The 21,277-nt window shown below is 57.0% G+C and carries 21 protein-coding genes; 5 read left to right on the top strand and 16 right to left on the bottom strand.

Annotated elements, in window-relative coordinates:
- Nucleotides 1-33: 33 nt before the first annotated feature.
- The 3 genes from ACZCED_RS02780 to ACZCED_RS02770 are packed head-to-tail and all read left to right on the top strand — an operon-like array spanning nucleotide 34 to nucleotide 2,394.
- Nucleotides 34-792 carry a MinD/ParA family protein gene (locus ACZCED_RS02780; RefSeq protein ID WP_464860165.1) on the top strand — a complete coding sequence of 253 codons (759 nt, stop codon included), beginning with the start codon at nucleotides 34-36 and terminating at the stop codon, nucleotides 790-792.
- Nucleotides 792-1,724, top strand: a complete 933-nt coding sequence (locus tag ACZCED_RS02775) for a sensor histidine kinase (protein ID WP_462967916.1) — start codon at nucleotides 792-794, stop codon at nucleotides 1,722-1,724. Before ACZCED_RS02780 ends, ACZCED_RS02775 begins: the two co-directional genes overlap by 1 nt.
- A gap of 1 nt (nucleotide 1,725) precedes the next feature.
- On the top strand, nucleotides 1,726-2,394 hold the full coding sequence (locus tag ACZCED_RS02770) for a response regulator (protein ID WP_464860164.1): 669 nt from the start codon (nucleotides 1,726-1,728) through the stop codon (nucleotides 2,392-2,394).
- On the opposite strand, the gene ACZCED_RS02765 is transcribed toward ACZCED_RS02770, so the two are convergent.
- From ACZCED_RS02765 to ACZCED_RS02755, 3 genes are all read right to left on the bottom strand, one after another.
- Nucleotides 2,391-2,864 carry a hypothetical protein gene (locus ACZCED_RS02765; protein WP_464860163.1) on the bottom strand — a complete coding sequence of 158 codons (474 nt, stop codon included), beginning with the start codon at nucleotides 2,862-2,864 and terminating at the stop codon, nucleotides 2,391-2,393. The genes ACZCED_RS02770 and ACZCED_RS02765 overlap by 4 nt on opposite strands.
- A gap of 57 nt (nucleotides 2,865-2,921) precedes the next feature.
- Nucleotides 2,922-3,857 carry a tetratricopeptide repeat protein gene (locus ACZCED_RS02760; RefSeq protein WP_464860162.1) on the bottom strand — a complete coding sequence of 312 codons (936 nt, stop codon included), beginning with the start codon at nucleotides 3,855-3,857 and terminating at the stop codon, nucleotides 2,922-2,924.
- 97 nt (nucleotides 3,858-3,954) lie between these two features.
- Entirely contained in the window at nucleotides 3,955-4,716 is a 762-nt protein-coding gene (locus ACZCED_RS02755) for a YdcF family protein (RefSeq protein ID WP_464860161.1), read from the bottom strand.
- Nucleotides 4,717-5,112: 396 nt separating this feature from the next.
- Between ACZCED_RS02755 and ACZCED_RS02750 the strand changes: the two genes are divergently transcribed.
- Complete coding sequence (locus tag ACZCED_RS02750) at nucleotides 5,113-6,330, top strand: aminotransferase class I/II-fold pyridoxal phosphate-dependent enzyme (protein ID WP_462967911.1); 1,218 nt, start codon at nucleotides 5,113-5,115, stop codon at nucleotides 6,328-6,330.
- Nucleotides 6,331-6,374: 44 nt separating this feature from the next.
- On the opposite strand, the gene yedF is transcribed toward ACZCED_RS02750, so the two are convergent.
- From yedF to ACZCED_RS02685, 13 genes are all read right to left on the bottom strand, one after another.
- Complete coding sequence (gene yedF / locus ACZCED_RS02745) at nucleotides 6,375-6,971, bottom strand: sulfurtransferase-like selenium metabolism protein YedF (protein WP_464860160.1); 597 nt, start codon at nucleotides 6,969-6,971, stop codon at nucleotides 6,375-6,377.
- Nucleotides 6,972-7,134: 163 nt separating this feature from the next.
- Entirely contained in the window at nucleotides 7,135-8,196 is a 1,062-nt protein-coding gene (selD, locus tag ACZCED_RS02740) for a selenide, water dikinase SelD (RefSeq protein WP_464860159.1), read from the bottom strand.
- Nucleotides 8,197-8,239: 43 nt separating this feature from the next.
- Entirely contained in the window at nucleotides 8,240-8,446 is a 207-nt protein-coding gene (locus ACZCED_RS02735; protein ID WP_462967908.1) for a hypothetical protein, read from the bottom strand.
- A 486-nt stretch (nucleotides 8,447-8,932) separates the two neighbouring features.
- Nucleotides 8,933-9,283, bottom strand: coding sequence for a carboxymuconolactone decarboxylase family protein (locus ACZCED_RS02730; protein WP_462967907.1), 351 nt, complete (start codon nucleotides 9,281-9,283; stop codon nucleotides 8,933-8,935).
- Between the two features lie 273 nt (nucleotides 9,284-9,556).
- A complete protein-coding gene (locus ACZCED_RS02725) occupies nucleotides 9,557-10,264 on the bottom strand; it encodes a FadR/GntR family transcriptional regulator (protein WP_462967906.1) in 708 nt (235 codons plus the stop codon).
- The gene (locus ACZCED_RS02720) at nucleotides 10,261-11,550 is read right to left on the bottom strand and encodes a (Fe-S)-binding protein (RefSeq protein WP_462967905.1); all 1,290 of its coding nucleotides are present in this window, start codon (nucleotides 11,548-11,550) and stop codon (nucleotides 10,261-10,263) included. Before ACZCED_RS02720 ends, ACZCED_RS02725 begins: the two co-directional genes overlap by 4 nt.
- Before the next feature lie 4 nt (nucleotides 11,551-11,554).
- On the bottom strand, nucleotides 11,555-12,943 hold the full coding sequence (locus ACZCED_RS02715) for an FAD-binding oxidoreductase (RefSeq protein ID WP_462967904.1): 1,389 nt from the start codon (nucleotides 12,941-12,943) through the stop codon (nucleotides 11,555-11,557).
- Between the two features lie 13 nt (nucleotides 12,944-12,956).
- Nucleotides 12,957-13,622 (bottom strand): LutC/YkgG family protein, encoded by a 666-nt coding sequence (locus ACZCED_RS02710; protein ID WP_464860158.1) that lies wholly within the window; start codon nucleotides 13,620-13,622, stop codon nucleotides 12,957-12,959.
- Entirely contained in the window at nucleotides 13,615-15,045 is a 1,431-nt protein-coding gene (locus ACZCED_RS02705; protein ID WP_464860157.1) for a LutB/LldF family L-lactate oxidation iron-sulfur protein, read from the bottom strand. Before ACZCED_RS02705 ends, ACZCED_RS02710 begins: the two co-directional genes overlap by 8 nt.
- Nucleotides 15,035-15,793: a (Fe-S)-binding protein gene (locus tag ACZCED_RS02700; RefSeq protein WP_462967901.1), complete on the bottom strand. Its 759-nt coding sequence runs from the start codon at nucleotides 15,791-15,793 to the stop codon at nucleotides 15,035-15,037. Before ACZCED_RS02700 ends, ACZCED_RS02705 begins: the two co-directional genes overlap by 11 nt.
- Before the next feature lie 135 nt (nucleotides 15,794-15,928).
- Nucleotides 15,929-17,272, bottom strand: coding sequence for a TRAP transporter large permease (locus ACZCED_RS02695; RefSeq protein ID WP_462967900.1), 1,344 nt, complete (start codon nucleotides 17,270-17,272; stop codon nucleotides 15,929-15,931).
- 30 nt (nucleotides 17,273-17,302) lie between these two features.
- Nucleotides 17,303-17,809: a TRAP transporter small permease subunit gene (locus tag ACZCED_RS02690; RefSeq protein WP_462967899.1), complete on the bottom strand. Its 507-nt coding sequence runs from the start codon at nucleotides 17,807-17,809 to the stop codon at nucleotides 17,303-17,305.
- 96 nt (nucleotides 17,810-17,905) lie between these two features.
- Nucleotides 17,906-19,060 carry a TRAP transporter substrate-binding protein gene (locus tag ACZCED_RS02685; RefSeq protein WP_462967898.1) on the bottom strand — a complete coding sequence of 385 codons (1,155 nt, stop codon included), beginning with the start codon at nucleotides 19,058-19,060 and terminating at the stop codon, nucleotides 17,906-17,908.
- A 794-nt stretch (nucleotides 19,061-19,854) separates the two neighbouring features.
- Here ACZCED_RS02685 and ACZCED_RS02680 point away from each other — a divergent pair.
- Complete coding sequence (locus ACZCED_RS02680; RefSeq protein WP_462967897.1) at nucleotides 19,855-21,273, top strand: sigma-54 interaction domain-containing protein; 1,419 nt, start codon at nucleotides 19,855-19,857, stop codon at nucleotides 21,271-21,273.
- Nucleotides 21,274-21,277 lie beyond the last annotated feature (4 nt).

Here is a 21,277-nt window from a genome sequence, read left to right as displayed (position 1 = left end):
ACTAACCCATAACGTGTCCCAGATGGATTAAGTATGGCCCTGAGCAAGAAGACGCCGCAGACCCTTTGCGTGACCAGCGGTAAAGGCGGTGTGGGCAAGACCAGCTTCACGGTGAATTTCGCCATCGCCCTGACCCGCGGCAACAGACGCGTCCTGGTCATAGACGGCGACATGGGGCTGGCCAACGTGGACGTGCTACTCAGGCTGTCGGTTAAAAGCAATATCCGGGACATCCTGGAAATTGGTGCCGACCCACGGCAAGCCCTGATTTTCGCCCGCCCCAACCTGGCCATCCTGCCCGGCAGTTCCGGTGTTCCGGAGATGGTGTCGCTGGGGGAAAACCAGCAGAGGCGGCTGGCGGGCTTTTTAAAGGATGTCTCATCGGATTTCGACTACGTCATCATCGATACGGCGGCAGGCATCGGATCGTCGGTGTTGTGGTACAATCGGTTTTGCGACCATAACATTTTCATCCTGAGCCCGGACCCCACGTCCATGACCGATGCCTACGCCCTGATCAAACTGCTATCCCGGGATCATGGGATCAACCGGTTCAACTTGGTACTCAATTCCGTTCGCGGGACCCGCGAAGGCAAGCATACTGTGGATACCATCCAACGGGTGACCCAGCGGTTTCTTAACCTGGAGCTGTTCCACCTGGGCAGCATCCCGGAAGACAAGGCGGTCCGCCAGGCCGTCCTCGATCAGGTGCCGTTTATCGAACAAACACCGGGCAGCAAAGCAGCCCGGGCCGTCCAAGACCTGGCAGAACGGGTTCATACGCTGATCTGATGATTGCCATACACGCCATCCACACCCCCCGCATGACTGTCAGCTGCCGCCGTAGTGGGGCATCAGCCGTGATGGTGGTTGCAACACCGGCCCATGCCGCCGCCGCCGGCAATCCACCGCAGGGGAGCATGGTTTGGGTGTTGTTATGGGCAATCCTACTGCTGGTGGCCATTTTCCTCGTCTATCTCCAGCAAAATCGGACGGTCCGGCGAAAAACCGCCGAATTGAGACGCGAGCTGTTCGAGAGGCAGATGGCCGAAAAGGAGTTGCTCGCCTCGGATCAGCAGTTGAGGCAGTCGCTGGCGGAAAAGGAGTCGCTGCTCAAGGAAATCCATCACCGGGTCAAAAATAACCTGCAGATCGTCTCCAGCCTGCTCTACCTTCAGGAGGATTATATGAAGGATACCAAAGGCGTGGAAATTCTGCGGGAAAGCCAAAACCGAGTCAAATCCATGGCCTTGATCCACGAGCAGCTTTACGGCACGGCAGACCTGGCAAAAATCGATTTCGGCCGCTACGTCCAGGGGCTGACTGCCAACCTGTTCGACGCCTACGGGATCGATCCAGCCCGCATCCGGCTCAATGTCCAGGCCGCTGACATCGCCTTGGGGGTGGACATGGCCGTGCCCTGCGGCCTGATCATTAACGAACTGGTGTCCAATGCCCTCAAGCATGCTTTTTTACCCGATGCCAGCGGAACGATTGACATCGTCATCCGAACCCCTGATGCTGGACGGATAGAAATCGTGGTGGCCGACGACGGCATGGGCATCGTCGAACGGCCGGCGGATGCTGGAAAAAAATCGCTGGGTCTGCGTCTCGTCGACACGCTCACCACCCAGTTGGGTGGTACACTTACCCTCAACACGGAAAGTGGGACCCGGTTCAACATCACGCTGACCGCCCCTGAACAACCCAACAAGGAGCTCTGACATGCTACAGGCGACGATTCTGGTTGTGGAAGACGAAGGCATTGTGGCCCAGGAAATCAAAAGCCGCCTGGAAAAAGCCGGTTACTCGGTGTGTGCCGTGGCCCATGACGGCAGGACAGCCATTTCCCATGCCGGGGAGATGCGACCGGACCTGGTGCTCATGGACATCAAGCTAAAAGGCGAAATGGACGGTATCGAGGCCGCGGGAGTGATCCGGGATCGCTTCAACCTTCCCGTCGTCTACCTCACGGCCTACACGGACCCGGCCACCCTGGAGCGGGCCAAAGTCATGGAGCCCTTCGGCTACGTGGTCAAGCCCTTCGAAACCCGCAGCTTGATGGTTTCCATCGAAATCGCCCTGCATCGACACCGCAGTGAATCCGAGCGTATCTACCGGGAAAAACTCCAGGCGGTGCTGGAAACCGTCGGTGCCATCTGTCACGAGTTGAACCAACCCATGATGGCCATCTCCGGCCACACGGAACTGCTCATGGATATCCTCGATCAGGATGACCCCGTCTACCCGAAAATCGCCAAAATCAAATCCCAGGTGGAACGCATGGGTGCCATTACCCAAAAACTCATGGGCATCACGCGCTACGAAACAAAAAATTATGTGCAAGGCGAACGCATCGTGGACATAGAGAAGTCATCGTTGACCTTCGATTAGGACAATAAATGGCGTTGGCCACCCCGGCGGGATGCGGTTCGAATCAACCGCGCCAGGTGCCGGTAGTAATAAAAACTGCCCACGATCAGGGCGACGCCGATGGCGGTGTAGGCGACGGCCAGGAAATGTTTCGGGATCGATGAGTTCCGCAGGAAAACCCCGAGGGCAATCATGACCATGACGATCAAGTAGCTCTTCCAGGCCTGGAATGCAAAAAAACATCCCCGGTCCGGCAGGCGCCGCAGGCGCCTGATATTTTTTTGAGCGATGCGGCCAAACCCCCAGCGCACGGAAGGCAGGGACAAAATCAGTCCCGCCAGCGCATAAGCCATGCCCCGCCCCATCGTACCATCCGACAGCCAGCCGATCGCGGTGGCCCCCATCATGATGCCTACAGCGCTCCACATCGCACCCGAGGCTGCAAACAGCCAACACTTCGGCACCGTCGGTTTGAGATGGGAAAAGGTCATGGCCGGTCCTCACCTTTGGCACGACTCCCCGGGAGTCGCTCCGGAAACCAGCAGGCCCTATCGGCAGATGACATCCACCGCGTCACCGGCCAGCCACTGGTTGATAAAATGAACGGTCACCCGGACGTCGGTTCCGGTTTTGTCCGCCAGCGATTCCAACCGTCCCAGGTTCTCCAGCACCTTTGCCTGGTTTTCCAGCAGGGCGTAAATTTTAATGCTTCGATCCAGGCAATCCAGCGCGGCTTCATCCTCGCCCGATCGTTCGTGAATAACGGCCATGGCAGAGAGATCGTCGGCCATCCCACGACTGAACCCGGCCTGGCGGTCCAATTCCAGGGCCTTCTGAAAATGGCTCATGGCTTGCGCATAATTACCGGTCTTCATCTTCAACCGCCCCCGCGTGAAACGGATGGTCGCATCGGCATTGAATCCGTCGCCAACCGCTGCTGACTCCGCCTGATCCAAAAGGGTTTCGGCTTCATCGGTTCGATTCGCCATCATTGACAAGACGGCACGATGGTTCAATACCATCGCATAAACCGGGCCGGTCTCCCGGGCCAGCAGTTGCGCCTCGTCCAGAAGCACCTCGGCGCCGGCCAGGTCATCCGACTCAATCAGACTCGCCGCCTTGTTGGACAGGGCCTGGGCCATCACTCGCTGGTCGTCGCAGCGTCTGGCGGCGGCAATGGCGGCATCGTAAAACAGCCGTGCATCTTCGGCCTTGCCTGCGTGGCGGTAGCCATTGGCGATGCTGTTCAGGCTGCGCGCCACACCTGCCTGCTGATCGGTGAGTGCATAGTGCTCGTGGGCAGCGTGAAAATGCTCCATGGCCTTGCGGGTACACCCCTTCTGATACCAATAGATACCCCTTTTGAGCTGCCGATCCCCTTCGTCGGGACTGCCGACAGACGAAGTCGCCGGTGGCGAGGCGGCACAGGCAACGATCCCCCAGAGCGCCAGGAGCAGTATGGGGACAAGTGACTTTTTCATCATGCACCTTCCATTTTCAAGTGTTCTGATACGGATACGATAGCATCTGGTAACCGGAGCCCGCTGACCCGCAGAGGGTCAATATCCGCTGCTGCGTCGACTAGGGCCCAACCATCCGGTAGTATAAAATGCCGATATATTCGTGAAGGGCGTTGGCGGAAGTATGCAAGGTGCTTGCACGGGGCAAGAGGTCGCGCCAGGTGAAAGGGATGTCCCGGGAGCCCAGATAATAAGCGGGAAACGGATTCACCTTCATACCGGCGGCATCGAAGGCCATCCGTGACCGTTTCAGGTGGTAGGCCGCGGTGAGCAGGATGGGCTTGGAAAAACCCTGCTGCCTGCAGATGGCGGCAGTCAGCCGGGCATTCTGCGCCGTGTCCCGCGCCCGGTCTTCCACCGTAATCGATTGTTCCGGAACCCCCAGGTCCATCAGAAACCGCCTGGCAATTGTCGCAACAGCGGCGTCTGCATCATCGTGTGCCCGGCCACCGGTTACGATAATGGGCAGCCCCAGATGCCGGTAAAGCCTCACGGCGGTGACGATCCGGCCCATCGTTGACGGTGATGGCGTCGACGTGCCGGTAAGATCCGGCACCCCCTCAATCATGCCGCCGCCCAGCAGGATGATCACGTCTCCCGACGGATTCGCCGGGATGGAGAAATCCGACTCCAGGCCCCGAATCAACAAATTGGCCATCGGAACGGTGGAAAGGACCCATAGCATCATCCCCACGATCAGGTTCGCCAGCGCCAGTCTCCATCGTTTGCGGTAAACCATCACCAATGACAGCAAACCGATCGCCAGGATGAATATACCCGGCGGCAGGATAAACGGGGTGATCGTCTTTTTGAGTGCAAACATGGCCTTTTCTTTCTCATTTTTATGGATCAGCCGACATCGGAGGCGATGACGTGATGAAGCGGTTATACATTGTTTCGGATTCCCGGGTCAAATGCATCGATGATCTTGAGAAGCGTTGACAGCCCCTCAGCGGCTTTGCTAAGAGAGGGTACATTGTCAGCTATCCCGAATAAGGTAATTTGCCGTGAAGAACTATGCTATTTTTGCCGCGGCTGCCGCAACGGACTCGGTCCCTTGACGATCGGCGGCAGCACAAACCACAGCTGAATCACCGATTCTCATTGGGCCGGACCCGACGCCGGCCCTTTTCGCTTCAAACCCCCTGGCCGGAAGGCCCGGGGGTTTTTTAATGCCGGTGATGGGGGATACCAAAAAAACCGATTCAAGGAGAAACGCATGGAAACCGCAACGAACATCCGCTTTTCGGAACGCATGTCCCAACTGCCCCCGTACCTGTTCGGGATGATCAACAAGATGAAAATGGAGCGCCGCTGGAATGGAGAGGACGTCATCGATCTGGGAATGGGAAACCCCATGGACCCTGCCCCGGATGGCGTTATCGGCAAATTGTGTGAAGTCGCCCAGGACCCCAAGACCCATCGCTATCCGGTTGCCGGCGGTATGCAGCACCTGCGTCGCGAGATCGCCCTTTACTACCGGCGCAACTATATGGTGGAACTCCACTCGGAAAACGAAGTGATCTGCACCATCGGCTCCAAGGAGGGGATATCCCACCTGTGCCTGGCCTTGGTAGGGCCGGGTGACACGGTACTGGTGGCGGCCCCGGCCTTTCCGATTCATGTCTACGCCGCCGTCATTGCCGGGGCGAGCGTCATCAGGGTTCCCATCGCCTCGGAAGATGAGTTTTTAAGGCGTATTACCGCCATGTGCGAATCGATGACGCCCGCTCCCCGCCTGCTGATGCTCAACTACCCCCACAATCCCACCGGGGCGCTTGCATCGCGAGAATTTTTCGCTCAGATTGTGGGCTTGGCCAGGCGATACCAGTTTATGGTGGTCAATGATTTCGCCTATGCCCGGGTCACCTTCGACGGCTACACCGCTCCCAGTTTTCTGGAGGTTCCCGGTGCCATGGACGTAGGCGTGGAGTTCGGCTCTTTTTCCAAGTCATACAATATGGCAGGCTGGCGGGTGGGTTATTGTGTGGGAAATCCAAAGATTATCGAAGGTCTTGGAAAGATCAAGGGCTATTACGACTACGGCATCTTCTCTCCGATCCAGATCGCCGGCATCGTGGCGATGCGGGACTGCGAAGCGGATATCGCCGCCCAGGCCCGGCTCTACCAGAGCCGGCGGGACGTCATGTGCGAAGGACTGACCCGCATGGGCTGGCCAGTGGCAAAGCCCAAGGCGGGTATGTTCGTCTGGGTAAAAATCCCGGAGCCATGGTGTCGCATGGGTTCGGTGAAGTTTGCCGTGGAAATGATGGAGCGGGCCAACGTGGCGGTCACTCCCGGTGCTGGTTTCGGCGAGGAGGGGGACGGCTATCTGCGCCTGGCCCTCGTGGAAAACGAAAACCGTATCCGCCAGGGCCTCAAGCAGATGCGCCGGGCGTTGCCGGAGCTTGAAAAGGAACTGCCGCCAGACATCTGATGATCGTGGTGCCACGGCATTGTTCGCCGCACCGGTTCAGACCGTCAGATGTTGATCACCTTGTCGGCCAGTTGCATGGCGGTGACAATATCCAGCATATTGGTGGTCTGGCCCACTTGCTTTTTGTCCAACAGACGGAAGTGATCGAGGCAGGTGCCGCATACCAGGATGGTGAGGCCAGCAGCTTGCATGTCCTTGAGATCGTCAAGGGTGCCGGCGCCGTCGATGGTCAGCTTGACCCCACTGTTGACGAACACCAAACGCCACAATTCGTCTCCCATCTCTTTGAGGGTTTTGATGAAATTGATCATCAATTTAGCGCCCAACAGGTCATCTCCACTGCCCATACGGTCCGCTGCCACCATCACCATGATCTTTTTTCCAGCACTTGTCGGCGCTGTTTCAGCCGGCTTTGGTTCAGGAACCTCCCTGTCGCCAGTGCCGATAACCGTGTAAGACTCACCCTCTTGCTCGACGCGGGTTCGGTAGCCCTGCGATTCCAGAAAACGGACCACATTCTGTCTCGCCGGTTCATTATCCACGATTACATCGATGCGATGGGGGTGCATACTCTCCACGGCGGCCTTGGTTTCCAGCACCGGTGCCGGGCAGGACAATCCTCTTGCGTCGATCTTGTTCAATTCGCCATCCTCACGATACCAATGGGTTCACGTTATGTGTACCGTCAACCGTCAGTCAGAAATAATACCGGCAACCCGAATAATCATCAAGGCGCCGATTCGACAATCGATCCTTGATGTCGATGCACAGAAAGCCGGTTGACACTGAAAGTTGATGCACGCCCTAAACGACCTGGATGATTCCTGCCGGGTAGTCCACCACCTCACCGATGATAGCCGCATGCTCCACACCTTCGCTTTGAAGATGGTCCACCAACCCTTCTGCCGATGTCGGTGCAACGGCAATGCACAGGCCTCCGGAGGTCTGGGGGTCGTAGATGATATCCTGCATAGCCGGATCCACGCCCTCGTCCATATCCACCATCTGAGCGCGAAAACTGCGATTCTTGTGAGTACCGCCGGGGACCATGCCCATGGCTGCAAACCCGAGCGCCACATCGATGATGGGCAGTTTTTCCAGGACGATCTTCAATCCCACGCCGGCTCCCTGCATCATTTCGGCCAGATGACCGATGAGCCCGAAGCCGGTAATATCCGTACAGGCGTGAACCGGGTATTCCCTCATCACCGTGGCGGCAGTCCGGTTCAGGGCTGCCATGATGGCGGTCACCTTACGGGTGATCTCCCCCGAGGCCAGATTGCCTTTGATGGCCGTGTTGACGATACCCGTACCCAAAGGCTTGGTGAGCACCAGCTGGTCGCCTACATGAAGACCCTGTTTGGTGAGAATCCGGTTCGGATGGATGAAGCCGGTCACGGAAAGTCCGTATTTGAATTCTTCATCCTCCACGCTATGACCGCCCAGCAGCACCACACCCGCTTCCCTGATCTTGTCGATGCCTCCCTGGATCACTTCTCTCAGTATGGAAAGGTCCATTCGCTTAAGGGGGAATCCCACCAAATTCAGGGCTGTTTTGGGCTCCCCGCCCATGGCGTAGACATCGCTCAGGGCATTGGCCGCGGCAATCTGACCGAACCAGTATGGATCGTCCACCACTGGCGTGAAAAAATCCACGGTCTGAATCAAGGCCAGATCGTCGGACACCCGGTAAACCCCGGCATCATCCGTCCGGGAAAGGCCAACCAGCACATTCGGGTCGGTTGGAAAATCCAGCCCACACAACGCCTTTTCCAGGTCCCCTGGAGGCAGTTTGGACGCTCAGCCGGCCCCTCTGACCGTCTCGGTCAAGCGTAGCGGCTTCAAGGTTGGGTTGTTCTCAGCCATTTTGTTTCTCCCGCTTAGAGGGTAGATCGGAAAATGGGTGTTTTCATTTCCTGTAAGTAACATCGGTTCGGTTGACGGCGGCATGGAGCTCTTCCATCAACGTCTCCAGATTCAGTCCGTATCTGTCGGCCACCTGATGCACCGTGTCGAACAATGCCTGGCAACAGATGCAATCGCCTGCCCGGCGGTCCCAGGCCTTGAAAACCGCCTCGGTTTTCCGGTGGCGGGTCAGAATATCCAATACCGTCATTTGCGGATCAATGCAAGACAACCGGCTTTCACACCTATCCTTTCTCAAGGGGCACGGAATAGATGAATGGTCTAAGATTGCGTTGGATTGAATTCGCGTTGAAGTTAATCGCCATCGTTGCGGAAATCAAATTGCAATTAACGATATCGGTGCCAAGGCCGATAGAAAAATGTTATTTTACTTATTTTTTTAAACGTCAATGGTGGTCCTGAATTCACAGACATGACAAGAGACGACAAACCAAGCCTGGATGCCTGAAGATTCGACGGGCTAAATCCTTTCACTGCAGTTGACTCGCCCGGCTAATCGGATATGGCTGCTTGGCAACGCCTTGGATTAAAGGGCGCCCGATCTGCCTTGAACCCGAAACACCCCTTGTGGCGGGTTCGCACCCAGGTCGGGGACGCCTTTCTTCAAATGGTTCAAAACGAAGAGACCATCCGGAACGGCTACGGCCCATTATGGCTCAGAAAGACTGGCGATCCATTATTGGGACGGCTTGTTTTTCAATTCATCCCAGGCCCTCATGGCCCGGCGCTGGTGGGGAATGGTAATCGTCCCCCCCACGATCAGGCCGATGAACAGCGCTTCCTCCAGCTCTTCACTGGAGACGCCCTCTTCATGGCAGCGGATCACATGGTAGGTGATGCAGTCGTCGCAGCGCAGCACAAAGCTGGCCACCAGGCCCAGCAGCTCTTTGGTCTTGGCCGGCAGCACCCCTTCGCGGTAAGCCTGCGAGTCGAGGCTGTAGTACCGCTTGGTGCCCAGCCCGGCATATTTCATGACCAGTTCGTTGAGCGCCTGCCGTTCCTGTTGGAATTTTTCTATTTCACCCATCGTTCGTCCCTCCTGTAGCGTGTTAACCGACTGACTGTGATGCCTTTATCTGGTGTTGATCATTTGACCTTATACAAAACAATTGCAGCCAAGGCCAGGGCTTGAATTCCGCTCCGCTGGCGGATTCCTGGCCCAGCCGTGGGATAGACGCACGCGGGCTCGATTCAACCGCCAACGGATGCCTTACCTGGCCGGCGGCTAAATTTCCTTCAGGGGGATCGTGTGGGGCCAATGAATGTGAGGCGGGAACCGATGGGCGAGGGGGTCAACCGGTCACAGCCGGTTACGGAAAAAGCGGATCACATAATTGATGTGGTTATTCATGGTCCGGTAAGCAGCTTCGGCGTCACCGCTGCGGATGGCCTGATAGATGGCCTTGTGCTGCCGAAGGATCTCCGCGACGTTATCCGGATCTTCGTAAAGGTGCAGCAGGTTTTCCCGGATGCCCAGGTGCAGGAAGTCCGAGACATTCTTCATGATGTAGATCTGCAGGGGATTTTTGGTTGCCCAGGCGATGGCCATGTGGAAGGAAAGATCCCCATCGGTGCCCAGTCCGCCGGCACGGGTATCGGTTTCCATCTCGCAGATGGCTTTCTCGATGGCATCCAGATCCGCCGCGTTGGCCCGCTGGGCCGCCAGCGAAGCAGCCGTGCACTCGATGCCCATGCGCATTTCCAGCAGGTCGATGAGGCTGGCATCCTGGGTCTCCATCACCGTGGCCAGCGGAATTTTCACGGCCTCATCGATTGAACGCACGAAGGTGCCCTGGCCCTGGCGCTGTTCCAAAAAGCGCAGGGTGACCAGCTTGTTGATGGCTTCGCGCACGGAATTGCGGCTGACATTCAGGGCTTCGGCGAGTTCCCGCTCGGTCATGATCTGCTGGCCGGGCTGGTAGTCCCCGCGAAAAATCATCTCCCGCAGTTGGTCGAACACCTGATCGGAAATGCGCTTGGGGCTGATGGGTTTGAGCTGTATCTTCATGGGTCCAGGGCTTCTGCCAGCAATTCGATGGGATGCCGCACGGTGACTTTCGCATCGGCCTGGGAGAGCATGTCGGAGATTTGGATCATGCAGGCCGGACATCCCGTGGCCAGCACGTTGGCGCCGGTATCTTTAATCTGAGCCGCCTTTTTCATCCCGATACCCTTTGAAATATCGTAATACTGCAGGTTGAAACTCCCGCCCATACCGCAGCACCAGTCGGATTCGGCCATCTCCGTCAGCTTGCACCCAGGGGCGGCCTTGATCACGGTACGGGGTTCGATGAACACCTTCAGGCTTTTCTTCAAATGGCACGGGTCGTGGTAGGTAACGGTACGGTCGCTGCCGGTTGAGTTGGTCAACGGCTGAAGATGGGCCTCCTTGACCAGGAACTGATTGATGTCCATGGTCCGCCGGGCCAGTTGAGTCGCCGCGTCGCGGTTACTCTCGTCCGCCATCTTCGGCCAGATCTCATGGATGGTGGAGGTGCAGGTGGCACAGGCGGTGACCAGAAAGTCGAAGCGACCCTTTTTGAATCGTTCCAGGCTATGGCTCAGCAGTTTCTGAAAGGTGGAAAGATCACCGCTGGACAGGGCCGGGATACCGCAGCATCCCTGGTTTGCGGGCAAAAAGATCCCGACGCCCATATGGTCCAGGACCTTGATGGCGCTGCGGGCAATGGCGGGAAACATCTTGTCGATGAGGCACCCGGTGAAAACCGCCACCTTGAGCCCCGACTTTCCCGCCGGGCGATCGATGGCGGCCACCTGACGGTGGAAGGGCACCGGAGCCAGCGTCCGGAAATGGCGGTCCTGGATCAGGGGCGACATCACCCGGGCGCAGGAGGTCCCGACGATGTCGTTGACCGGACGGGTAAAAATTTTCTGAAACCGGGCCCCCCACTCGGTCAATCGATCGAAAAGCGTCGGGTTGGCCAGCATGCCTTTCAGAATCAGCCGCTTGGCCGGCGACAAGCCCATATATCCGGTGAGAATGGCCCGGGCCTTGAGAAAGATCTCCTGCACACTCACCCCGCTGGGGCAGTTGGCCGCGCATGATCCGCACAGCAGGCATTTGTTCAGCCGCTGGTAAACCCCTTCGGGGTCGTCGAACATCTGTTCCATCAAGCCGTTGAGCAGGGCCAGCTTGCCCCGGGCCACGTCGGCCTCTCGTCCGGTCTGATCGAAGACCGGGCAAACGGACTGGCACATGCCGCAACGCATGCATACGACCAGCTGCTCTTCCAGGTCCCGCATGAGGCGGGCGAGTGCGTCCATCGATGCCATAGTGCTATGCCTTACCGGCGATGATTTTGCCGGGATTGAGGATGTTTTTCGGGTCCAGTGCCCGTTTGACCCGTGAGGAAAAAAGAATGGTGCCGGCACTGGTCTCTTTTTCCAGGTAGCGGCATTTGGCCAGGCCGGTACCGTGTTCGCCGGAAAGCGTGCCCCCCATTTTCAGCGCCTCATCGAAGATGTCGTCGATGGCCTTCTCAACCCGCTCCCACTCGGCATGGTCGCGCTTGTCGGTCAAGATCGTGGGATGCAGGTTGCCGTCGCCGGCGTGGCCGAAGGTCCCGATGGTCAGATCATACCGTTTGGCGATCTCCTGAATGGCGACGACCATCTCCGGCAGGCGGCTGCGGGGCACCGTGGCGTCTTCCAGCACCAGGGTCGGTTTGAGTTGGGCCAGGGCGGAAAGGGCCGCGCGGCGGGCAGCCCAAACCCGGTCCCGTTCAGCCGCATCCTGGGCCACGCGCACCGATGTCGCCCCCATGGTCCGGCAAAGGGCCTCGACCCGGGCGGCGTCTTCTTCCACCTGGGCCGCATGGCCGTCCAGTTCCACCAGCAGCATGGCAGCGGCGTCCCTGGGCAGACCGGCCTGGCTGAAATCTTCCACAGCCCGGATGGTGAAATTATCGAGAAACTCCAGGGTGGCCGGAACGATCCGATCGGCAATAATAGCGGCTACGGTTTCGGAGGCCCGTTCCAGAGATTCGAAAACGGCCATCATGGCCTTGCGATGGACAGGCAGCGGGATCAGTTTGAGGATGATTTCGGCAAACACGCCTAGTGTGCCTTCGGAGCCGACCATCAGCCCGGTGAGGTTGTACCCGGTGGCGCACTTGACCGTCCGGGATCCTGATTTGACCAGGTTGCCCTCCACATCGAAGAAGCTCATCCCCATCACGTAATCCCGGGTAACGCCGTATTTCAGGCCACGCAAGCCGCCGGCGTTTTCAGCCACGTTGCCGCCGATCGTCGAGACGGCCTGGCTGCCGGGATCGGGCGGATAGAACAGGCCTTTGGCTTCCACGGCGGCAGCCAGCTTGGCTGTGACCACACCGGGCTGGACCACGGCATACATATCCGCCTCGTTGATCTCCAGAATGGATTTCATGCCGTTGGTCACGATGACCACCCCGCCGGGAAGGGGTACGGTACCGCCGCTCAGGTTGGTGCCGGCGCCCCGGACAGTCAGGGGCAAGCCGTTGTCATTGCACAGACGCACCGTCTTTCCCAGGGACTCGATGGTGGTTGGGCGAACGATCAGCCCGGGCTGGACCGAATCGACGACGGCGGCATCGTAGGAGTAAGTGTGCAGATCGGTGGCATCGGTCCACGCGTTATCGTCACCCACGACGGTTTTAAATTGACGGACAAGCGAATCAGCGATCATGACAAATTACCTTTTACTTCCGAATCAGTAGTACCAATTCTTTGGGGCCGTGGACCCCGAACACCAAAGTAAATTCGATGTCGGCGGTTTTGGACGGACCGGATATCAACAGGGCGTTGGTGGGCATGCCGTCGGCCCATCGTTCAACGGCCATCATCTCTGCCATCGAGTTGTATATCGTGTCGGCATCGAGCACCGCCACGTGGACCGGCGGCACAAGGGACATCAGTCGCGGCTCGTGCACGGTGGGCCAAAGGACCAAGGCACCGGTCTCGGCCACCCCTGCGCGGACACTCGTAATCCCGGCATCGATCTGAAAGAGATCCGCTTTGAAAGACTCCACCGGTCCGGCGTAGTCCACCAATTCCGGCAGTCCCGCGGTATCGGATTCCCATGTGCTCGCAATTTTCGAGCCGATCGGTCCCCCTGCACCATACAGGAGCCGCCTCCAACCCTTATCCCGGGCCAGTTCTTTGAGCCTGTCGCTCCAGCTGTGGGTGTCAACGATGTGGACGTCAGTGCGCATGGCTGTCATCATCGCCGCCAGGCGTTCAATCTTCGCCTCTCGATCGAGAGACAATTCCGGCGGCAGCGGCACCTCCTGAACCGTCGTCCGCTCCGTACCGGAGGCATGCAGGCGGGCCAATATCCGTTCACGGGCATTCTGGTGGCTACTCATCTTTCACCCCTTCGTTGCGAGCGCATTCGTGAAGGCTGGCACGGGCCACTTTAGGAGACGTGCGAACCCGTGTCCATTTTTTAAGCGGGCCGACGTTGGGCATGCGCTTCCCCATCGTCCCGGCTAATCGGGTGCCTATTTCATTGAGCACGGGTGAACGGTTGGCCAATTCCCAACCTTTCCACACCAGCGTTTCAGCCAGGTTCTTTTTGTAACCCCCGCCTTCAACGACGGCGCTGCCATCCTGGTCGTAGCTCTCGTTGCGCAGGCGGCGGATTAACGCCGGAATGGGGATCTGCACCGGGCAGACCTCTCCGCATGCCCCACAAAGACTGGAAGCCGTGGCCAGCACCCCGGCGCGTTCGAGCCCCTCCATCTGTGGGGTCAGGATCTTGCCGATGGGCCCCGGATAGACGTGCCCGTATGCATGACCGCCGATGCGAACGTAAACGGGGCAATGATTCAGGCAGGTACCGCAGCGGATGCAAAGTAACGTTTGACGGAACTCCGGATCGGCCAGCATGCGCGAGCGGCCGTTGTCCAGGATGACCAGGTGGACTTCTCTGGGACCGTCCTTTTCTCCGGAACGGCGGGGCGAGGTGATCATGTTGACATAGGTGGTGATCGTCTGCCCGGTGGCCGATCCGGTCAGCAGCCGTAACAGGGGCGGCACGTCGGAAAGCTTTTCGATAACCTTTTCCAGGCCCATCACCGCCACGTGCACGTCGGGTGCGGTGGTACACATGCGGCCGTTGCCCTCGTTTTCCACCAGCAGCAGGGTCCCGGTTTCGGCGATGGCGAAATTGACGCCGGACAGCCCGACCGTGGCTGCAGCGAAGCGCTTGCGCAGCACCCGCCTGGCAATGGCGGTCAGCTCCTCCACGTCTTCCGTATACGGGGTATCCGGAATTTTTTCATGGAAAATGGCGGCCACTTCATCCTTGTTCTTGTGGATGGCCGGTACGATGATGTGCGATGGGGTTTCGTGGTTGAGCTGGATGATGAACTCGCCCAGGTCGGTCTCGATGGCTTCTATGTCGTGTGCTTCGAGAAAATGGTTCAGGTGCATCTCCTCGGAGACCATTGACTTGCCCTTGACGATGTTGTGGGCATCGTGGTGATGCAGGATGTCGAGTACGATGCCGTTGGCCTGGGCCGTGTCTTCGGCCCAGTGCACCTGAATGCCGTTTTTGGTGCAGTTGGCTTCGAGCTGCTCCAGCAGACGGGGCAGCTGTTTCAGTGCGCGGCGCTTGATGGCATTGCCGGCCGAGCGCAGTTGTTCGAGGTAGGCGGTGTCCGGAAAAACCGCACGGCGCTTGTCGACCAGGATATCCATCGCCTTGCGCAGGTTTTTGCGGAGCTGACCGTCGTCCAGGGCGTCGGTAATGTTGTGCTCGAAGTCGAACGTCGACTTATTGTCCATGGGTTCTCTCCCAGAGGAATTCGGCCAGGTGTTTGCCGGCAATTGCCACACCGGCGTGTTCCATGGCGCCGGTGATGTTCATCAGGCACCCGCAGTCGCCGGCCACCAGCGTCGTAGCACCGGTCCGACGGATATCGTCCACCTTGTCCCTGACCATGGCGGCCGATATGGCAGGCTGCTTGACGGCAAAGGTGCCGCCGAACCCGCAGCACTCCGTCTCGCGTTCCAGCTCCACCAGGGTCACGTTTTTCAACTGCCGGATCAAGGCCTTGGAATACCGGACCACATTCATTTCGCGCAGGGCGTGACAGGAGCTGTGCCAGGTGATCGTCAGCGGTTCCCCCCGGTCTTCGAGCTCCACGGCCAGCACCGAAATCAGGTACTCGGACCATTCATAAACCCGTCCGGAAAAACGGCGCGCAGCGTCTTCATCGGGTGTACCGGCGAACAAGTCCGGGTAGTGGTGCTTCATCATACCGGCACAGGATCCGGAAGGCACGATGATGGGATATGGTTTGGAAAACACGCGAATCTGCTTGCGGGCGACGGCCCTGGCTTCATGTGAAAAACCGGAATTATACGCCGGTTGGCCGCAGCAGGACTGGCCTTGGGGAAAGACCACCTTGACGCCCAGGGACTCGAGCATCCGGATGGCCGCCATCCCGGCATCGGGATAGACGGCATCCATGAGGCAGGTGCCGAAAAAATAGACCGTATCAGGCAGTTCGGATTCGTTGTGGGTCTTCATGGGCCTCACTTTCCGGGATACCTCGGTGATGGTCATGCCCTACGCTGCATGCAGCGTAGGGGCAAGTATCAAAACAATGTAACGCTTTTGCTGTGCATCCCCCTCTTAGGTCCCTGCAGGCAGGATAGAGTTGCGTCAGCCTCCAAAAAAGATCGACGGCAGCCAGGTGATCAACCCTGGGAAAACCACCATGATGATCAGGCCGATGAGCTGCAGGATCACAAAGGGTATAATACCCCTGTAAATATGCATCATGGTGTATTCAGGAGGCGCCACCCCTGCAAAGTAAAACAGCGCATAGCCGAAAGGAGGGGTAACGAATGAAGTCTGAAGGTTAATGCACATGAGCAGGCTGAACCACAGGGGATCGAAGCCGAGTTCCATGGCAATGGGCATGAAGACCGGCACGGTTATCAGCAAGATGGCTGCCCAGTCGATGAACATACCCATCATGAATACGATAAACATCATGATCGCCAACACGATCCAGCGGTTCAGACCGCTGCCGATCATCAGGTCGGCCACCACGTCACCGCCGCCCATGCCCAGAAAAACCGTGCTGAAAAATGTGCCGCCGGTGAAAAGCATCATGACCATGGCTGTGGTTTTCATCGTGGCGAAGGCCGAATCCCGTAAAACGGGCCAGTTCAACTTGCGGTTGAACAGCGCCAGCAGCAAAGCGCCGAGGGCGCCCAGTCCAGCCGCTTCGGTGGGCGTGGCAATGCCGGCCAGAATGGTTCCCATGACCGCCAGGATCAGGGCCAACGGTGGAATGAGCGATTTGAGGGTCATGCCCCATTTCTGCGCAACACTCCATTTGCCGGCTTCTTCCTTGGAGATAGGAGGACCCAGTTGGGGATTGATGTTGCACCGAATAAAAATGTAGATGAAATACAAGCTCGCCAGGATCAACCCGGGCAGGATGGCCCCTGCAAACAGATTGCCCACCGAGGTCTCCTTCATGCCGGTGAGTCCGCCGTAGATGACCAGCATAATACTCGGTGGGATGAGTATCCCCAGGGTGCCTGCCGAACAGATGATGCCGGCGGACAGCTCTTTCTGGTATCCTTTGCTCATCAGCGCGGGAGTCGCCAGCAGCCCCATGGCCACGACGGAAGCGCCGATGATACCGGTGGTAGCGGCAAAAACCGTGCAGACCACCACGACGGCCAGCCCCAAACCGCCCTTGACGCTTCCCAGAACGATGTAAAGGGCCTCGAAGAGCGCTTCGGCGACTTTGGACCGATCAAGGAGCTGGGCCATCAGAATGAACAAAGGAATGGCGACCAGCACGTAGTTGTCCATCAGCCCCCAGATGTTGTTGGCGAACATGTCGAAGAGCGCCAACACATTGAATCCGTTATCGATCAGCCCGAACAACGCGGCGACGCCGGCCAGACAGAAAGCCAGGGGCAGACCGCTGGCGATCACCACAATCAGGGTGAGAAACATGACGATGGTCATTAATTCGATATTCATGAATTTACCTCGATCCAAAAAAGCATGCGCTTAGGTCGGCTGCCCGCCGGTGAGCGTCCGCAGGTGTTTGAGTAATGTCGACAGCCCCTGTACCAAAAGGAAGAAAAAACTCAGGGCCATGAAAATTTTTATCGGCCAGATCGGCGGTGCCCAGCTGGTGGAGTTGAGTTCCCTGGCCACGGTCGAAACATAGGCATACTTGAAGGCCGACACGGTCATCAGGGTATAGACGGGCACGAAAATCACCAGATAGGTCAGCAGCCCTAAATAAGATTGGACTTTTGGCGACAGCCGGGAAGCCAGAATGTCCACCCGGACGTGCCCGGAATGCCTTTCCATATATGACAGTCCCAGCATAAAGTGCAGCCCGTAGGCGAAACTGGTGGCTTCGAAGCCCCAACTGGTGGGGGCGTTGAAGGCGTAACGCATGATAACTTCAAAAATCACGATGAGCAGCAGGGGATAGATCAGGAACGAACTGAGCCTCCCCTGTTTCTCGATCAGAAAATCAATGGCGTTAATTGTGGAATTCAGCATCTTGAATTTTTCTCCTACCTATCCGGGTGGCAAAGGTGATGGAACAGCGGCAATGGCCGTCCCACCACCCGTCATACCTTCCCCGGTGAAACCGGATTATTCAGTGGTGCGTCCGTTGATGAAGGTCTCATAGGGCCAAGCGGCAACTCCGGAACGAGCAGAGCGCCAGTCGGCAAAGGATTCCAGGAACTCTTCCTGGGAGTCCATCACCTTCTTCACATCGGGGTCTTTGGCTTTCAGGTCATCAATGTACTTCTTGGTGGTTTTGCGGAACTCGATGATGGTCTCCTTGTCCATCATGACGATCTCGATCTTTTCCTTGAAGCGGCGGATGGCCTCGGCATTCAGGGCGTTGACCCAGTTGTAGGCCCACAATTGGGTTTCGCGGGCGGCGATGTCGATGATCCATTTCAGATCGTCAGGCAGCTTGTCGTAAGCATCCTTGTTGAAGAACAGGGCGCACTGGATACCCGGTTGATGCACCCCGGGCTGGATGGCGTATTTAGTGATTTCATCGAAGCCCATGGGGTAGTTGATGGCAGGTGAGGAAAACTCGGCGGCATCGATCACCCCACGTTCCAGGGCCAGGTATACTTCACCGCCGGGCAGGGGGCTGACGGAGGAACCGAGAATGTTCATGATGTCCATGTACCAGCCCGGGGTACGTACCCGCAGCCCCTTGAAGTCTTCCATCTTTGTGGCGCGTTTGTTGGAGAACAGGCCCATCTCCTGGCCGCACTGGCCGCCAGGCAGGGCATACACATTGTAGCGGCCATAAAGTTCCTGCATCATTTCCAGACCGCCTTTTTCATAGAGCCAGATGTTGTAGCCTTCGGCATCAAGTCCGAAGGGCACCGACGCAAAGGCTACGAAGGCTTCATTTTTGCCTTTCCAATAGCCGGGCCAGTCATGACCGGCCTGTGCTGAGCCCTGGGTCACGGCGTCGAGGGTCTGCATTGCCGGAACCAGTTCGCCTGCGGAAAACGGCTTGATGTCCAGGCGACCGGCGGATGCCAGGCGAACGCTGTCGCAGAAATGGGCGGCAATATCATAGAACAGGAGGCCTTTGCTCCAGGGCATGACCATTTTCCAGCGGATTTTTTCAGTGGAGGGTTTGAAGCTGACCCGTTTGGCGATGTCGGACCTTTTATCGACGCCGAATTTTTCGCGTTTTTCGGCCGCAAATGAGGTGGTGGTAAGAAAGCAAAGAGCCAGGGTGATGCAGAGCACACTGATAAACGCTTTTTTCATGACGGTTTTCCTCCCTCTGGTTCGAAATGGGTTATAAGCGCCTAAACGCATAGACAGGTATTTCGGCCATAAAGCCGATCAGGCTCTCGGACTCACCTCCTTTCATGGCTTTTCAAGTAGTTATGACTATAGGTATTATGTTTGATGAATGATTGGTCTTACCAATAATAGGTTTGGATATTCTATCCACCGGACCCTGTCAAGAATAATTTTGGGATACAAAGGATGAATGATGTTCAGTTAAAAAAAGATCGTCGGTCCCCAATCACTTCACTTCAGACAGGTTTTTTAATGATTGGGCCGGATGATTACCCGTCATCGACCGGCAGCGAATCATAAAACCGTTCCAATCCAACTCGATGAAGGGCCAACGCCCTTGGCGGCAGCCACCATCGAATCAAAATCAATCGCTTCAATTGTTTTTTTATGATTCGATTATTGCGGGTGTTGTCCGCTGTCTCCACGACACGTCGATGGAAAGCGTTCTTTCCGCAAGGAAAAAAGGCCCGACATCCATGGACCGGTTCGAAAATGGCGGTACCAATCAAAATGCGTACCTTTTGATCGCTTTGGAATCTGCAATTACAGGACCAATTAAAAAAGATCAGGTCATTAAAGTGGTTATATGCTTGATATCGAAGGGTTAACATCCTGTCCAAGGGATCTCTGCCCTTATTTTGGCTCGACATAGCCTTGATCTCAGTGTATTAACATAGATACATGAATCAAAATTGAGACACTATTCGCTCGCCGGCAGATTTATTTCAATATAGGCGGCAAAGGATTATACTTGCGTGGCTGAAAACCAAGGATACGCCCAACAAGTCGATATTAATCGGTTAACTGACCAGCTTGAACTGTTTCAACTGATATTCGACAGCATTTACAACGGTGCCATGGTAACGGATGCCAATGGCCTGGTGACCCATCTAAATAAGCCCTATGCGCAGTTTCTTGGCCTCGATGCCAAAGAAAGCATCGGAAAACACTGCACGGAAGTCGTGGAAAACAGCCGAATGCACATCGTGGCCCGGACAGGCAAGCCTGAAATCAACCATACCCAGACCATTCGCGGCCAGAATATCGTAGTGCACCGAATTCCCATTCGAAAAGAAGGATGCGTCATCGCGGTGTTCGGCCTGGTGATGTTTCAGGATGTTGGCGAAGTGGTCAAACTGGCAAAAAAATTGCGTCATCTCGAGTCTCAGGTCAAACGATACAAAAAGGAGCTGATGACGCTGCGCTCCACCCGATACACGCTGGACAGCATCATCGGCAACAGCCGCGCAACCGCCGAACTGAAACAGCAGGCGCTGGTGGCTGCTGCCAACACTTACCCGGTGCTGATCGTGGGTGAAAGCGGAACCGGCAAAGAGCTTTTTGCCCAAAGCATACACCACGCCAGTTCAAGGGGGATTCATCCCTTTGTCCAGATCAACTGCGCGGCCATTCCAAAGGACCTGCTGGAGTCCGAACTTTTCGGCTACGACCGCGGTGCATTCACCGGCGCCCGGTCGGCAGGCAAACCCGGCAAATTTGAACTGGCCCACCGAGGAACCATATTCCTGGACGAAATCGGTGACCTGCCTTTGGAAATGCAGCCCAAATTATTGCGGGTCCTGGAAGAAAAGATGTTTGAACGGCTTGGCGGAAACACGGTGATTCAATCCGATTTCAGGCTGATTGCCGCCACCAATCAGAACCTGGAACGACTGATTGAAAACGGGCGATTCCGCAAGGATCTGTATTATCGGATCAATGTCATTTCATTGAATATCCCGCCACTGAAAAAGCGGACGGAAGACATTATTCCCATTGCCCGGCACCTGCTCCGGCAGGCCAACCCGGCCACCACGGCAGACGAAATACGGCTCAGCCCGGAGGCGATCAATGCATTGTTGACCCATTCCTGGCAGGGAAATGTTCGCGAACTGTCCAATATGCTGGACCGCGCCCTGTCCACCATGAATGGGGATGTGATCAAACTGACCGATTTGCCCCCGCCCTTGCAAAGGCATCCGGCAAAGCCCGAATTTGTGGACGTTGCTCCCATTCGAGAGGTTCAGGCCGATGCGGAAAAATCGGCAATTGTCGCCGCTCTGAAAAAAACCGCCAACAACAAGGCCCAGGCAGCTTCACTGCTGGGTATCCATCGGACCCTGCTTTACAAGAAAATGAAAAAACACGGGCTACCGCTGGGCGGAGTGGGATGAATGT

This window comes from Desulfosarcina sp. (assembly GCF_055467485.1).
This window is presented reverse-complemented; position numbering and strand designations above follow the sequence as displayed.

Excerpts from the sequence above, each read along its gene's own strand:
- ACZCED_RS02720 (WP_462967905.1), bottom strand. The coding sequence starts at position 11,550 with ATGGCATCGATGGACGCACTCGCCCGCCTCATGCGGGACCTGGAAGAG.
- ACZCED_RS02730 (WP_462967907.1), bottom strand. The coding sequence starts at position 9,283 with ATGGGTGAAATAGAAAAATTCCAACAGGAACGGCAGGCGCTCAACGAA.
- ACZCED_RS02700 (WP_462967901.1), bottom strand. The coding sequence starts at position 15,793 with ATGAAGACCCACAACGAATCCGAACTGCCTGATACGGTCTATTTTTTC.
- ACZCED_RS02775 (WP_462967916.1), top strand. The coding sequence starts at position 792 with ATGATTGCCATACACGCCATCCACACCCCCCGCATGACTGTCAGCTGC.
- ACZCED_RS02685 (WP_462967898.1), bottom strand. The coding sequence starts at position 19,060 with ATGAAAAAAGCGTTTATCAGTGTGCTCTGCATCACCCTGGCTCTTTGC.
- ACZCED_RS02690 (WP_462967899.1), bottom strand. The coding sequence starts at position 17,809 with ATGCTGAATTCCACAATTAACGCCATTGATTTTCTGATCGAGAAACAG.
- ACZCED_RS02755 (WP_464860161.1), bottom strand. The coding sequence starts at position 4,716 with ATGTTTGCACTCAAAAAGACGATCACCCCGTTTATCCTGCCGCCGGGT.
- ACZCED_RS02750 (WP_462967911.1), top strand. The coding sequence starts at position 5,113 with ATGGAAACCGCAACGAACATCCGCTTTTCGGAACGCATGTCCCAACTG.
- ACZCED_RS02695 (WP_462967900.1), bottom strand. The coding sequence starts at position 17,272 with ATGAATATCGAATTAATGACCATCGTCATGTTTCTCACCCTGATTGTG.
- ACZCED_RS02705 (WP_464860157.1), bottom strand. The coding sequence starts at position 15,045 with ATGGACAATAAGTCGACGTTCGACTTCGAGCACAACATTACCGACGCC.
- ACZCED_RS02710 (WP_464860158.1), bottom strand. The coding sequence starts at position 13,622 with ATGAGTAGCCACCAGAATGCCCGTGAACGGATATTGGCCCGCCTGCAT.
- ACZCED_RS02770 (WP_464860164.1), top strand. The coding sequence starts at position 1,726 with ATGCTACAGGCGACGATTCTGGTTGTGGAAGACGAAGGCATTGTGGCC.
- ACZCED_RS02760 (WP_464860162.1), bottom strand. The coding sequence starts at position 3,857 with ATGATGAAAAAGTCACTTGTCCCCATACTGCTCCTGGCGCTCTGGGGG.
- ACZCED_RS02725 (WP_462967906.1), bottom strand. The coding sequence starts at position 10,264 with ATGAAGATACAGCTCAAACCCATCAGCCCCAAGCGCATTTCCGATCAG.
- ACZCED_RS02780 (WP_464860165.1), top strand. The coding sequence starts at position 34 with ATGGCCCTGAGCAAGAAGACGCCGCAGACCCTTTGCGTGACCAGCGGT.
- ACZCED_RS02715 (WP_462967904.1), bottom strand. The coding sequence starts at position 12,943 with ATGATCGCTGATTCGCTTGTCCGTCAATTTAAAACCGTCGTGGGTGAC.
- ACZCED_RS02735 (WP_462967908.1), bottom strand. The coding sequence starts at position 8,446 with ATGACGGTATTGGATATTCTGACCCGCCACCGGAAAACCGAGGCGGTT.
- ACZCED_RS02765 (WP_464860163.1), bottom strand. The coding sequence starts at position 2,864 with ATGACCTTTTCCCATCTCAAACCGACGGTGCCGAAGTGTTGGCTGTTT.